This is a genomic window from Aliikangiella maris (assembly GCF_040719265.1).
GTDB lineage: Bacteria > Pseudomonadota > Gammaproteobacteria > Enterobacterales > Kangiellaceae > Aliikangiella > Aliikangiella maris.
Genome location: NZ_JBFDAH010000001.1, coordinates 410836 through 423330 on the forward strand (window position 1 = coordinate 410836; position 12495 = coordinate 423330).

A 12495-nucleotide genomic window follows, 5' to 3' on the forward strand; every position below is an offset into this window, starting at 1 on the left:
GTTTGTAAGAAGCCAACGAATTTCGTTATGTCGAATTTTGCTATATCAGACAAGTTGCGTTAGTGATCTAAATCAATAATATCATTAAGGAATTAGACCCGTTTTCCAGTGGCGGTATTATAGTTCAGCTTCGCTGCATTTCACATAGTTTCATTGCAGATTTTAAAAAAAAAAATGCTAAATTTTTTTGTTATTAGGGTTTTAGTGCAAGAACTTCACATTGTAAGTGGGTTAAAACTTTTTCTGCAGTGTTTCCCATGAGTGCTCCTTTTAGACCACTGCGACAAATTGTCCCCATAACAACCAATTGCGCATTTATTTCATTGGCTAGCTGCGGAATTTTCTCTTCGGCTAATCCTTCGATAATATGCAAGTTTTTTTTATCTATATTTTTATTTTTTATTAAGTCACTTAACTTATCGTGATTTAATTTTGTTACCTCTTTGCGCAGCTGTTGTAAATCAAATCCGGGAATAGAAATAGCATTATCAATCGTAGGTGTAATATGAGTGGTAACAAGATGAACAGGTGTGTCAGTTAAACGGCTGACGAGTTTTGAATAGTCGATAATCTGTTGATTAAAAGTTATATCTTCAGGGCTTTCTTTAGTTGCGTCTACCGCAGCGAGTACTGGTGCTGATAAATTCCAGTTTTCATCTTTAATGATTAATAAAGGAACAGGACAATGACGTAATAGTTGCCAGTCGGCTGGCATATTGAATGGATTAAGACGTGATGCATTTTCACTGATTCGTTTGACAACTAAGTCAGGCTTTATTTCTTCACAAGTTTGAATGACAGCTGTTTGAATTTTCCGGTGCCATTTCACCGTTGCAGTGCTAGTAATTCCCTTTTCTTGAATCTTGCGCTGAATTTGCTCGAGATACTTTTGACGTTCCTGAATTTTTTCAGATTTTAGTTTATTTTTTACCTCATCAGATAAAAGAGGGGAAAGTTCGGTACCCGGATCATAAACACAACTAAGTAGGTTTATTTGAATATCATAAAATCGAGCGAGTTGCATAACACGGTTGAGTGCGATGTGTGTGTGCTGCTTGCCACTAACAACAACCAATATATTCTGTGGGAATTTCATTTCGTTATCCGGAATTTTTCATAGGAACTTGAGTCATATTCTACCGTTACCTCTTGTTACTAAATAACCAGCAGAGTGTGACAAAGTAGTAGTCATACTAATAGTATGCGGTATAAAATACTAAATAGCTTAAATTAACCAAATTTTAGCTTAAAAGACGCTATATTATTGTATATTTTGCCAAATATAGACAATTTTTAAGCACTACCCATTGATTCCTATCAATGTTATTTGGTTCTTCTTAGTGAATGAAGGGGATTATATGCCAAATTGGCTAAAATATTTGTACGCTGAATACATTTTAAAACATGTGTGGATATCTGCACTGCTGTTTATCGCAATTATTGGCGGTATCGGCTCTAATTCTGTTTATTTTAGAATGGATGCTTCTGCCGATTCGCTAGTTCTAGAGAATGATCATTCTCTAGAATATTACCGAAAAGTTAAAAAGCGTTATGGTACAGATGATTATTTATTTGTTACTTTTCAACCAAAAGAAAAATTATTTTCTACCGAATCAATTAAACAACTTCGTTCATTAAAAGAGCAACTTGCAGCATTGCCTGATGTTGAGGCTGTTATTTCTTTAATTGACGCGCCAATTTTTGATGCCAATAAGATCAGTCTGGCCAGTATTGAAGATGATCTTTATTTTATTGAAGACAAGAATATTGATTTAGAAAAAGCGAAACGTGATTTACTTAATATTCCATTATATAAAAATCTGCTTATTAGCAGTGATGCCAATATTACGGTGATTCAGGTTAACCTAAAAGGGAATAAAAATTATTTTAAGCTCAATGATGAATTGCGCAAGCTTCAATGGAAACAAATAAACAAAACCGAGCTTAGTCATTACGAAAAACAAGCAGAGATTAATTTAAAGCAGGAACTTAGGTTACTGGCTGATGAAGTCGCTGTACGCAACGAACGGGTTATTGCTCAAATAAGAAATATTAAGCATGGATATAAGGAGGTAGCGACCATCTACTTGGGTGGAATTCCAATGATTGCTCACGATATGATCGAATATGTTAAAAATGATTTGGTTGTATTTGGTGTTGGCGTCTTTCTTCTACTGATTGCTATTCAGGCATTTATCTTTAGAAGAATGCGTTGGGTATTCATAACACTGGGGGGGTGTACAATCACCGCAATTACCAGTATTGGCATTTTGGGGTTAATGGATTGGCCTGTTACTGTAATATCATCAAATTTTGTTGCCTTGTTATTAATTATTACCATGTCTTTAATCATTCATTTGATTGTTCGTTTTAGACAAGTAGAACGTGACAATATGGATATGGGCTATAACGACAAAATTTTAGAAACCATATCATCAATGTTTACACCGTGTGCTTACACCAGCTTAACAACTATCGTAGCGTTCGGATCATTGATGGTGAGTGATATTCGTCCAGTAATCGATTTTGGTAAAATGATGATAATGGGTGTGAGTCTTGCCTTTATTATTGCATTTTTACTTTTTCCAATACTTATGCGGATCCGGAAAAAATCAGGTATGGATCGACGTAAAGAAAGTGGCTTTTTTACATTTACCAATCATTTAGCTGTCATTTCAGATCGCTGGCGGTGGCAAGTTGCAACAATCGCGATTGTTATGAGTATAACGAGTGCTTGGGGAATGATTTATCTTTCGGTAGATAATCGATTTATTGATTATTTTAAATCGGATACAGAAATTTATCAGGGAATGAAGTTAATTGATACCGAATTAGGCGGTACAACACCACTTGAGGTGATTATTGAGCGCTCGGCAATTGAAGCTGATTTTGCCTTTATTAATGAAGAAAGTGAAGAAGATGAGTGGGATCAGGAATTTGAAGATGAAGGTGTTTCCGATACAACAAGCGATAAAGAAGAAAGCCCAAGACTTTGGTTAACTTCGCACGGTATTAATAAACTGCACAAAGTTCAGACATTTTTAGATAGTTTAGGTGTAACTGGTAAAACATTATCGCTAGCCGCTGGTCTACAAATTGTAGAACAAATTAATGGTAATCAGCGTCTAAGCGACTTTGAACTTTCATTATTAGAGAAAAAAATTCCTGAAGATCTTCGAGAGCAAATTATGTCGCCTTTTTATAACCGCGAGCATGATGAGGTAAGATTTTTGATTCGTGTAAAAGAAACGGATCCTCAATTAGATCGAAACAAGTTACTCAGTGATATTTCTGAATTTTTAACTAAGCAACTTGAGTTTAAGGAAGATACTTTTCATTTCACGGGAATGTTGATCTTATATAACAATATGCTTGAGAGTTTATTTAAATCACAAATTCTCACTTTAGGTGTTGTGTTTGGTATCATACTAACCATGTTTATCATTCTTTTTCGATCGCTCAAGTTAGCATTATTGGGAATGTTTCCAAATTTAGTTGGCGCATGTTTTGTGCTTGGATTAATGGGGTGGGCGGGTATCCCGTTAGATATGATGACTATAACAATTGCCGCTATCAGTATTGGTATAGCTGTGGATAACACTATACATTATATTCATCGTTTTAAACTGGAATTTGCTCAGTTAGGTGATTATACCAAGGCAATGTATGCATGCCATGATACTATTGCTCGAGCAATGTATTTTACTTCTATTACAATCATTGCGGGCTTTTCTGTATTAGTATTATCAAACTTTATGCCATCAATATATTTTGGTATTTTCACTAGTTTGGCTATGTTAGTCGCGCTACTGGCGAACTTAACATTACTACCTGTTTTATTATTACTAACTAAGCCCCTAAAACTTAAGAAGTGTGAAGAAAATATTGGTGAGGCAGAGGCAGGACAGCAAGTTGATTTATCTTAGCTTTTAGCAGTTCATCAATAAAAAAGCCAGAATATTTTTTCTGGCTTTTTTTGTTTAATCAGCTTTAAACTAAAGTTGTTCTTTAGCCATGCTAATAATCTTTTCCACCATCGCTTTAAGACCGTTACCGCGAGTAGGACTTAAGTGTTTTACCAAATCTAGCTGTGAAAAATAATTTTCAATATCAAAATCAACTATCTGCTGAGGTGTTTTGTTGTCATAAGCGGCCATTACGATAGCTAACAGACCACGAACAATATATGCATCACTATCTACTTGGAAATGAAATTTACCATCATTAAATTCAGGAGTTATCCAAACTTTGCTTTGACAGCCAATAACTAGTTTATCATCGGTCTTTAGTGTGTCAGGCAATTCGGGTAATGACTTTCCCAAGTCAATCATATATTTATAGCGTTCTTCCCAGTTTTCAAAAAAACTCAGCGTATCTATAATTTCATCAGTTGAAGTTGTCGTCATAAATAAAATCCCGCGAAATAATCAGCATTAAAAGAATAAACCGGTTTCCAGTTTTGCTTCATCGCTCATCATATCACGAGTCCAAGGTGGATCAAAAACCAAATCCACTTCGACTTCTTTAACATTAGGGACTTTACTCAGTCGATACTTGATATCACTAATCATAACTGGACCCATACCACAGCCTGGAGCAGTCAATGTCATGGTAATTTTAATTGACTTAGATTCTTGATTAATATCAACGTTATAAATGAGACCTAAATCCAGCAGATTAACAGGAATTTCAGGATCGTAAATACCTTTTAATGTCTGAATTATTTGCTCTTCTTTAATTTCTCCTGAATCATCAATCGAATCAAATTCGAGAATTTCAGATTTAAGACCAAGCGCTGCTGCATCTGTACCATCAACACGCGCCATATTTCCGTTTACCACTACAGTATAATTTCCTCCTAAAGCTTGTGTAATTGTTACAAATGTATCTTTAGGAATAATAATTTTTGTGCCAACTGGAACTAATCGGGCAGGACAGTCTTCCAGTGCTACAGCCATTTTGTTTTGCATTTAATTGCTCCCTACACTAAAACTTTCACCACAGCCACAATGAGCTGTGGCATTTGGATTAGTAAATTCAAGACGGAAATTAACGCCATCTTGGACATAATCAACTTTTGTACCTTGAATTAAAGGTAAAACCTTCGGCGAAATAAATAGATCCAAGGCATCATTAAGCTGATATTTAATGGCGTCAGCGTCGGGAGTAAAAGTTAGTTCAAGTAAATATTTGTATCCTGAGCAACCGCTTTCTTTAATATTAAACTCTATGCCTTGCGCCTGCTTTTTCTCAACCTGATTGGTGAGATGTTTTATCGCAGACTGGCTAAAGCTAACCGGTATGGTTGCCGGGTTGAATGTAGAAACAGTCATAGGTAAATTAACTCGATTAATTTAAGAAAGATTGTGCTTTTTCAATGCCTGCAAAAAGCTTATCAATTTCCTGTTTGGTATTATAAAAACAAAGTGATGCTCGAATTGTACCGTTAATATTCAAGGCACTCATGAGCGGCATAGCGCAGTGATGCCCAGTTCTAACTGCAATGCCTTGTTGATCAAGGATCATTCCCACATCTTGAGAATGGCAGCCTTCGATTATAAAACTAAGTACTGAAGCTTTTTCGCAATCACTTCCAATAATTTTAAGACCGGATATTTGTTGCGCTTTTGATGTCGCATAATCCAATAACTCTAACTCATAGTTGGCAAGTTGCTTTCGATCAAATTTCTCTAGGTAATCAACGGCTGCACCTAATCCAATAACTGCTTCAATATTGGGAGTGCCTGCTTCAAATTTATAGGGCAGTTGATTGTAAGTTGTCTTCTCAAAACTAACAACTTCAATCATTTCGCCACCACCGTGCCAAGGTGGCATATTACTTAGAATATCTTCTTTACCATACAACACACCGATACCTGTTGGCGCAAACATTTTATGTCCAGAGAATGCATAAAAATCACAGTTCAATTTTTGTACATCAATAATGACATGAGGCGCAGCCTGTGCGCCATCGATAAGAACCTTCGCGCCGACTTCATGGGCTAGTGGTATAATTTGTTCAATGGGATTAATAACACCAAGCGCATTTGAAATATGTCCAACAGAAACCAGTTTAGTTTTTGATGAAAGACAGCTTTTAAAATTCGCTAAATCAAACTGGCCATTAGCTTTAACTTCGACGGGAATTAAAGTTGCTCCCGTTTGCTCACACAACATTTGCCAAGGGACTATGTTTGAATGATGCTCAAGGGTAGAGATAATAATCTCATCTCCTTGATGAATATTTTGTCTTCCCCAAGTTTGTGCAACAAGATTAATTGATTCAGTCGTACCACGTGTCCAGATGATTTCTTTACGTGAATTAGCATTAATAAAATGCTGAACCTTAACTCGCGCTTCCTCAAAAAGTTGCGTCGCGTGATCGCTTAGTGCATGTGCACCGCGATGCACGTTGGAATTAGTTTGATAATAAAAGTTTGCAATAGCATCGATCACAGACTGTGGCTTTTGAGAAGTTGCGCCATTGTCCATGTATACCAGATCTTGACCATGTACTTTTTCATTCAAAATTGGAAAATCCAGACGAACTTTATCAACATCGAATTGTTGTAAGGGTGAATCAATCTTAACTTGCATATTCATTGACTTGGTCTTTTCCTAAATTGAATTAAGCGACTTTCGACATATATTCATCAAGTAACTGAGTTAAAAAATCTTTTACCGGCTCATTCTTGATTTTGTTTAATAGCTCTTGTACGAATGCCAAACTCAGCATCTTTTTAGCAACTTGCGCATTGATACCACGAGATTGCAGATAATATAGTGACTTTTTATCTAATTGAGCAACGGTTGCACCGTGCGCACAACTGACATCATCCGCATAAATTTCAAGCTCTGGCTTGGTATTTATTTCGGCTTCATTCGTTAACAACAGGTTTTTATTATTCAAGTAAGCATCTGACTTTTGAGCATCTTGAAATATATGAATTTTGCCATTAAAAGTCGCGCTTGCCTTATCAGCAATAATACCTCTAAAAATTTCATTTGTATTGCAACGAGGTGATTGGTGTTCAATATTTGAATGATAATCGATGGCCTGGGAATTTGCTGGCAAATAAATACCTGTAATATTGCATTGCGCATTTTGACCCTGATGTAATACATCAATATCAGTGCGATTAACTTTACTACCAAATCCCAAGTAGAAACTATTCATTACAGAATCATTTGCTAAACGCGTTTGAGTTTGTGCAATTTGATAGGCAGAATCACTCTCAAGACTTAATCGGTAGTGATTAAAGTGTGCATTCTCCGCGATGGAGATTAAAGTTTGTTGTAATGATAGCAGTTGGTCTTGTTGTTTATCTGAGTTAAATTGCTCAATTAATGTAAATTCACTTGATTTGGCTGCTGAAATAACCGTAATCTGTGATGCAATTTTATGTGGCTGCTTTTCACTGGTTAAATAGCGAATATACAGCGGTTGCTCAATTTTATGATTGGCAGCAATTTCAACAAGAATACCAGACTGGTTAATAGCTTGATTCAACGAAGAAAAAATATTTTTTCCTTCGTTATTTTCTGCCAATTGTGCAGAAATTACTTTCTGTTGTTCTGCGTCAGCTTGCTCAAAAGTAGTGACTTTTATGCCTAACTGGTTTGCCAAATTATTTGGAACAGCTGTTAAAAAGCCATTAACAAAGGTAATTTCAATTGCATTTTCAAAATTGATTTTCTGGGTGCACTCATGTGCATCGACCTTTTGAACATCTGTCGGTTTATCTAGTAATGAAAACTCATTTTGAGTAATGCTGGTTAAATCGTTATATTTCCAGTGCTCAACTTTTCTATTTGGTAGTTGAAGACTTTTAAAGTTATTTAGTGCTGATTCTCTGTTCAAACCGAACCATGCTAACTCCGAAGAAGAGGGGAGGTTAGATAGTTCAGTTGATTGATGATTAGTAAAATCTACAATAAAGCTCATAATGGTAACATCCATTCGCTATTTAAAGTTGGTCGATCCAGCTGTAGCCTTTTTCCTCAAGCTCAAGGGCAAGTTCTTTTCCGCCTGACTTGATAATTTTTCCACCTGATAGTACGTGTACATAATCAGGTACAATATAGTCTAGAAGTCTTTGGTAGTGTGTAACAATGATAAAAGCTCTTTCTGGATCTCGACATGCATTAACGCCATCAGCGACAACTTGAAGAGCATCGATGTCAAGGCCTGAATCGGTTTCATCAAGTATGCAAAGTTTTGGCTCAAGCAACATCATTTGCATAATTTCATTTCGCTTTTTCTCGCCGCCCGAAAAACCTTCATTAACACCACGTTTTAAAAAATTTTGATCAAGGTTAACTGCTTGACATTTTTCTCTAGCAAGTTTCATAAAGGTAACAGCGTCTAACGGCTCTTTTCCTTGAAATTGGCGAGTTGCATCAACACTGGTTTTCAAAAATTCCATATTACTAACACCTGGAATTTCAACAGGATACTGAAAAGCTAGGAATAAGCCTGACTTTGCTCTTTCATCTGCTTCTAACTCTAATAAATCTTTACCTTCCAGCGTTACCTCACCTTCAGTTGCTTCGTAACCTTCGCGACCAGATAGTACGTAGCCTAAAGTACTCTTACCTGATCCGTTTGGTCCCATTATCGCATGGACTTCCCCTGGCTTAACTTGTAAAGATAACCCTTTAAGAATTTCTTTATCTTCAACTTTCGCGCGTAAATTATTAATCTGTAACATCTAAGTTCTCGATTGATAAGGTGATTGATGATTTAGTTATTTACCCAACTGAACCTTCCAGGCTAACTTCTAGAAGTTTACCTGCTTCAACTGCAAATTCCATTGGGAGCTCTTTAAAGACTTCTTTGCAAAATCCGTTAACTATCATGGATACTGCTTTTTCTGTGTCTATACCACGTTGTAAACAAAGGAAAAGCTGATCGTCACTAACTTTGGAAGTCGTTGCTTCATGCTCGATAATGGCATTGGGGTGTTTACTTTCTATATAAGGGAAAGTATGTGCGCCACAACGGTCGCCAATTAGTAATGAATCGCATTGAGTGTAATTTCTTGCGCCATCAGCTTTTGGGCTCATACGCACTAAACCACGGTAAGAATTTTGACTTTTTCCTGCAGAAATACCTTTAGAAATAATGGTTGATTTGGTGTTTTTGCCAAGGTGAACCATTTTGGTACCTGTGTCCGCCTGTTGAAAATTACGTGTTAATGCTACCGAATAAAATTCGCCGATACTATTATCACCACGTAATACCACAGAAGGGTATTTCCAAGTAATCGCTGAACCTGTTTCTACTTGGGTCCATGAAATTTTTGCACTATTATGGGCGACGCCACGTTTAGTTACAAAATTATAAATTCCACCATTCCCATTTTCGTCACCAGGATACCAATTTTGTACAGTCGAGTATTTGATCTCGGCATTATCCATTGCGACCAATTCGACAACAGCGGCGTGTAACTGGTTCTCATCACGCATAGGTGCCGTACAACCTTCAAGGTAACTCACATGACTACCTTCATCGGCAATAATTAATGTACGTTCAAACTGACCAGTTTTGGCTTCATTAATTCTAAAATAAGTTGATAATTCCATTGGGCAACGAACACCTTTTGGAATATAAACAAATGAGCCATCACTAAAAACAGCCGAGTTTAAAGCAGCAAAAAAGTTATCTTTCTGTGGAACAACTGAACCTAAATATTTTTTTACCAGTTCAGGATGCGAATGAACCGCTTCTGAAATTGGACAAAATATGACACCAGCTTCAGCCAGCTTTTCTTTAAATGTTGTAGCCACTGAAACCGAATCAAACACAACATCAACCGCAACACCTGCAAGAATTTCTTGTTCATGTAGCGGGATGCCGAGTTTATTGTAGGTTTCAATCAATTCAGGATCGACTTCGTCAAGACTTTTGGGTCGATCATCAATACTTTTGGGCGCGGAGTAAAATGAAACATCACTTAAATCAACTTTAGGAAATTTAACGTGTGCCCATTCTGGATCGTGCATTTGTTTAAAGCTTTCGAATGCTTTTAAACGCCATTCGAGTAACCATTCCGGTTCCTTCTTTTTTGCTGATATAAATCGAATAACGTCTTCGTTCAAACCCGGTGGTAATGTTTCTGATTCAATATCAGTGACAAAGCCAGCAGCATATTCGGTTTTTACAAACTCATCTATTATTACGTCAGACATTGGTATTAACTCTTTATTTAAAGCGTTTAGTTAAGCGGAGCCAAATCAATTTTGTGCGTGTTTTCGCTCTGCATCTTTAAAGCTTCGCGTTCGCGAGCTTGGCGTTCGTTCTGACGAATTAATTCTCCAATAGTAATTTCATCTAAAAAAGTATTAATTCGAGCACTCAAATCTATCCAAAGATTGTGAGTCAGGCATTGCTTACCATCGTGACAATTTGCTCTTCCTTGACAACGTGAAACATCCATCGATTCATTAACTGCATTAATGATGCTGGCCACGCTGATATCATCGGTAGTACCATTTAACTGATAACCACCACCAGGACCACGAATACTTCTTACCAAATTTTCTCGACGTAGTTTTGAGAAAAGTTGTTCTAGATAAGAAAGTGAAATGGCCTGCCTTTCCGAAATATCACTCAGATTAACTGGATGATTGATACTATTAATGGCCAGGTCCAACATTGCAGTCACCGCATATCTGCCTTTTGTTGTCAATCGCATAGGTTACCTCGAAAATTCAAACTAAATGTTTTTGAGCTGTAATTGAGTGCTATTTCCATTTGGGAATGAACGTATTTTCCAATAACCAAGTATTTTAGTCAAGTAAATGAGAGGAATTAAATCACGTTTTTCTAATTTAATTTTTAATTAATTAGCTTTAGCATAGATTTAAAGGCTTTCGGGTTTGCTGCTAATAACGAATTACTATTTTGATAATTAGGATTACCTGAAAAATCGGATACAATTCCACCAGCTTCAGTAACTAATAATGTGCCTGCGGCAATGTCCCATTCATTCAAACCAAACTCCCAAAAACCATCGAAGCGTCCGGCTGCGACGTAAGCTAAATCTAATGCAGCAGAACCACCACGTCGCATATCTGCGCAATGAGGAAAAAGTTGATTGAAGATTCGATTATACTCAGCAAGTTTTTGCGGGTGACGAAATGGAAAACCAGTTGCTAGTAATGAATGTTCTAGCCCATTAGTTTGACTAACTCGAATGCGTTTATCATTTAACTGAGCACCACGACCTTTTACCGCAGTGAAAAGTTCTTCACGAATTGGATCATAAATAACCGCAACCTCTGAACGACCACGATATGTACAGGCTATTGATATACACCAATGAGGAACTTTACGAATATAGTTGGTTGTGCCGTCGATGGGATCAATAATCCAGCGATACTCGCCTGAGCCGGAATGACCACTTTCTTCACCCAGAAAAGAATGATCTGGGTAAGCCTGGGCAATGGTGTCAATAATAAGCTTTTCAGCTGCCTCATCAACATTAGTGACAAAGTCGTTTGAGGATTTACTCTGCACTGAGCGAATTTTATCTGCTTCACGAACGATGTAATCACCGGCTTTACGCGCAGCACGTACAGCAATAGTTAAAAATGCTTGCATTATTCTAGACACCTAAATTGTTTAATAGCGGAACAGCATGGCAAAGAGCTTATGCTCTGGGCTCTGTTGGGGCGCAAGTATAGCTGAATTTAGTACGGGTTAAAACATTAATTCAAGAGAAATCTAGCAATATCTATTGGTCTTTATGGTACTGAATCATTAAAAATCTAAGTTTGATATTGATAATAATCATTTGGTGTCGTCATCTATTGAAAAACATAACATTTTTAAGTTTTAATGGTGTATTCTCTAGGTCATAATTTGAGTTGATACAATATTAAAACCAACGAAAAAGGATATAGCGATGAGCGCTTTGAATAAAACATTAAATATTGCCGTTTTAACTGTTTCAGACACGCGAACAATTGAGACAGATAAATCTGGTGCTTACTTAAAGCAAGCAATTGTTGAAGCTGGACACCAAGTTTTCGATAGCCAGATTGTTAAAGATGATATTTATCAAATTCGGGCGGTGGTATCACAATGGATTGCCGATCACGCGGTACAGGCGATTATTACCACAGGTGGAACGGGGTTTTATGGGCGCGACTCAACACCTGAGGCGGTTAAACCATTGTTTGATAAAAACATCGAAGGTTTTGGTGAACTGTTTCGTCACGTTTCGTACACCGAGATTGGCTCATCGACGATTCAAAGCAGAGCTGTTGGTGGTTTTGCAAATAACTCGGTTATCTTTTGTCTACCTGGGTCAACTGGGGCATGTAAAACTGGATGGAACAAAATTATTAGCGAACAGTTGAGCGCTGAATTTGGACCCTGCAACTTTGTGAAGTTAATTACTAGTGGGGAGCATTAATTTCATAGTCGCATTTATCTTCTAAAACTGTCATGTTAATGAAATTTATCTGTATCTGATTTATAAATAATAA

The 12495-nt window shown here is 36.9% G+C and carries 12 protein-coding genes; 2 read left to right on the forward strand and 10 right to left on the reverse strand.

Features of this window, described 5'->3' with window-relative positions; genetic code table 11:
• Nucleotides 1-193: 193 nt before the first annotated feature.
• Nucleotides 194-1096 carry a universal stress protein UspE gene (gene uspE, locus ABVT42_RS01865; protein WP_353873396.1) on the reverse strand — a complete coding sequence of 301 codons (903 nt, stop codon included), beginning with the start codon at nt 1094-1096 and terminating at the stop codon, nt 194-196.
• 262 nt (nt 1097-1358) lie between these two features.
• Here uspE and ABVT42_RS01870 point away from each other — a divergent pair, with 262 nt between their 5' ends.
• The gene (locus ABVT42_RS01870; protein WP_353873397.1) at nt 1359-3926 is read left to right on the forward strand and encodes an efflux RND transporter permease subunit; all 2568 of its coding nucleotides are present in this window, start codon (nt 1359-1361) and stop codon (nt 3924-3926) included.
• A gap of 69 nt (nt 3927-3995) precedes the next feature.
• Here the strand turns inward: ABVT42_RS01870 and ABVT42_RS01875 are convergent, their stop codons facing one another.
• The 9 genes from ABVT42_RS01875 to ABVT42_RS01915 all read right to left on the reverse strand — a co-directional run bounded on the left by ABVT42_RS01875 (nt 3996) and on the right by ABVT42_RS01915 (nt 11605).
• Complete coding sequence (locus ABVT42_RS01875) at nt 3996-4406, reverse strand: SufE family protein (protein ID WP_353873398.1); 411 nt, start codon at nt 4404-4406, stop codon at nt 3996-3998.
• 27 nt (nt 4407-4433) lie between these two features.
• Nucleotides 4434-4970 carry a putative Fe-S cluster assembly protein SufT gene (gene sufT, locus ABVT42_RS01880; RefSeq protein WP_353873399.1) on the reverse strand — a complete coding sequence of 179 codons (537 nt, stop codon included), beginning with the start codon at nt 4968-4970 and terminating at the stop codon, nt 4434-4436.
• Complete coding sequence (locus ABVT42_RS01885; protein ID WP_353873400.1) at nt 4971-5333, reverse strand: HesB/IscA family protein; 363 nt, start codon at nt 5331-5333, stop codon at nt 4971-4973. It abuts the gene before it with no gap.
• A 16-nt stretch (nt 5334-5349) separates the two neighbouring features.
• Nucleotides 5350-6603: a SufS family cysteine desulfurase gene (locus ABVT42_RS01890; protein WP_353873401.1), complete on the reverse strand. Its 1254-nt coding sequence runs from the start codon at nt 6601-6603 to the stop codon at nt 5350-5352.
• 25 nt (nt 6604-6628) lie between these two features.
• A complete protein-coding gene (sufD, locus tag ABVT42_RS01895) occupies nt 6629-7945 on the reverse strand; it encodes a Fe-S cluster assembly protein SufD (protein WP_353873402.1) in 1317 nt (438 codons plus the stop codon).
• Nucleotides 7946-7967: 22 nt separating this feature from the next.
• The gene (gene sufC / locus ABVT42_RS01900; RefSeq protein WP_353873403.1) at nt 7968-8711 is read right to left on the reverse strand and encodes a Fe-S cluster assembly ATPase SufC; all 744 of its coding nucleotides are present in this window, start codon (nt 8709-8711) and stop codon (nt 7968-7970) included.
• Nucleotides 8712-8751: 40 nt separating this feature from the next.
• On the reverse strand, nt 8752-10191 hold the full coding sequence (sufB, locus tag ABVT42_RS01905; protein WP_353873404.1) for a Fe-S cluster assembly protein SufB: 1440 nt from the start codon (nt 10189-10191) through the stop codon (nt 8752-8754).
• Between the two features lie 26 nt (nt 10192-10217).
• Nucleotides 10218-10697: a Fe-S cluster assembly transcriptional regulator IscR gene (gene iscR / locus ABVT42_RS01910; protein ID WP_353873405.1), complete on the reverse strand. Its 480-nt coding sequence runs from the start codon at nt 10695-10697 to the stop codon at nt 10218-10220.
• A gap of 143 nt (nt 10698-10840) precedes the next feature.
• A complete protein-coding gene (locus ABVT42_RS01915) occupies nt 10841-11605 on the reverse strand; it encodes an inositol monophosphatase family protein (RefSeq protein WP_353873406.1) in 765 nt (254 codons plus the stop codon).
• 304 nt (nt 11606-11909) lie between these two features.
• Here ABVT42_RS01915 and moaB point away from each other — a divergent pair, with 304 nt between their 5' ends.
• Nucleotides 11910-12422: a molybdenum cofactor biosynthesis protein B gene (moaB, locus tag ABVT42_RS01920; RefSeq protein ID WP_353873407.1), complete on the forward strand. Its 513-nt coding sequence runs from the start codon at nt 11910-11912 to the stop codon at nt 12420-12422.
• Nucleotides 12423-12495 lie beyond the last annotated feature (73 nt).

What these genes read in the sequence shown, in the direction of transcription:
- uspE (WP_353873396.1), bottom strand. Translation starts at nt 1,096, where the DNA reads ATGAAATTCCCACAGAATATATTGGTTGTTGTTAGTGGCAAGCAGCAC.
- ABVT42_RS01870 (WP_353873397.1), top strand. Translation starts at nt 1,359, where the DNA reads ATGCCAAATTGGCTAAAATATTTGTACGCTGAATACATTTTAAAACAT.
- ABVT42_RS01875 (WP_353873398.1), bottom strand. Translation starts at nt 4,406, where the DNA reads ATGACGACAACTTCAACTGATGAAATTATAGATACGCTGAGTTTTTTT.
- sufT (WP_353873399.1), bottom strand. Translation starts at nt 4,970, where the DNA reads ATGCAAAACAAAATGGCTGTAGCACTGGAAGACTGTCCTGCCCGATTA.
- ABVT42_RS01885 (WP_353873400.1), bottom strand. Translation starts at nt 5,333, where the DNA reads ATGACTGTTTCTACATTCAACCCGGCAACCATACCGGTTAGCTTTAGC.
- ABVT42_RS01890 (WP_353873401.1), bottom strand. Translation starts at nt 6,603, where the DNA reads ATGAATATGCAAGTTAAGATTGATTCACCCTTACAACAATTCGATGTT.
- sufD (WP_353873402.1), bottom strand. Translation starts at nt 7,945, where the DNA reads ATGAGCTTTATTGTAGATTTTACTAATCATCAATCAACTGAACTATCT.
- sufC (WP_353873403.1), bottom strand. Translation starts at nt 8,711, where the DNA reads ATGTTACAGATTAATAATTTACGCGCGAAAGTTGAAGATAAAGAAATT.
- sufB (WP_353873404.1), bottom strand. Translation starts at nt 10,191, where the DNA reads ATGTCTGACGTAATAATAGATGAGTTTGTAAAAACCGAATATGCTGCT.
- iscR (WP_353873405.1), bottom strand. Translation starts at nt 10,697, where the DNA reads ATGCGATTGACAACAAAAGGCAGATATGCGGTGACTGCAATGTTGGAC.
- ABVT42_RS01915 (WP_353873406.1), bottom strand. Translation starts at nt 11,605, where the DNA reads ATGCAAGCATTTTTAACTATTGCTGTACGTGCTGCGCGTAAAGCCGGT.
- moaB (WP_353873407.1), top strand. Translation starts at nt 11,910, where the DNA reads ATGAGCGCTTTGAATAAAACATTAAATATTGCCGTTTTAACTGTTTCA.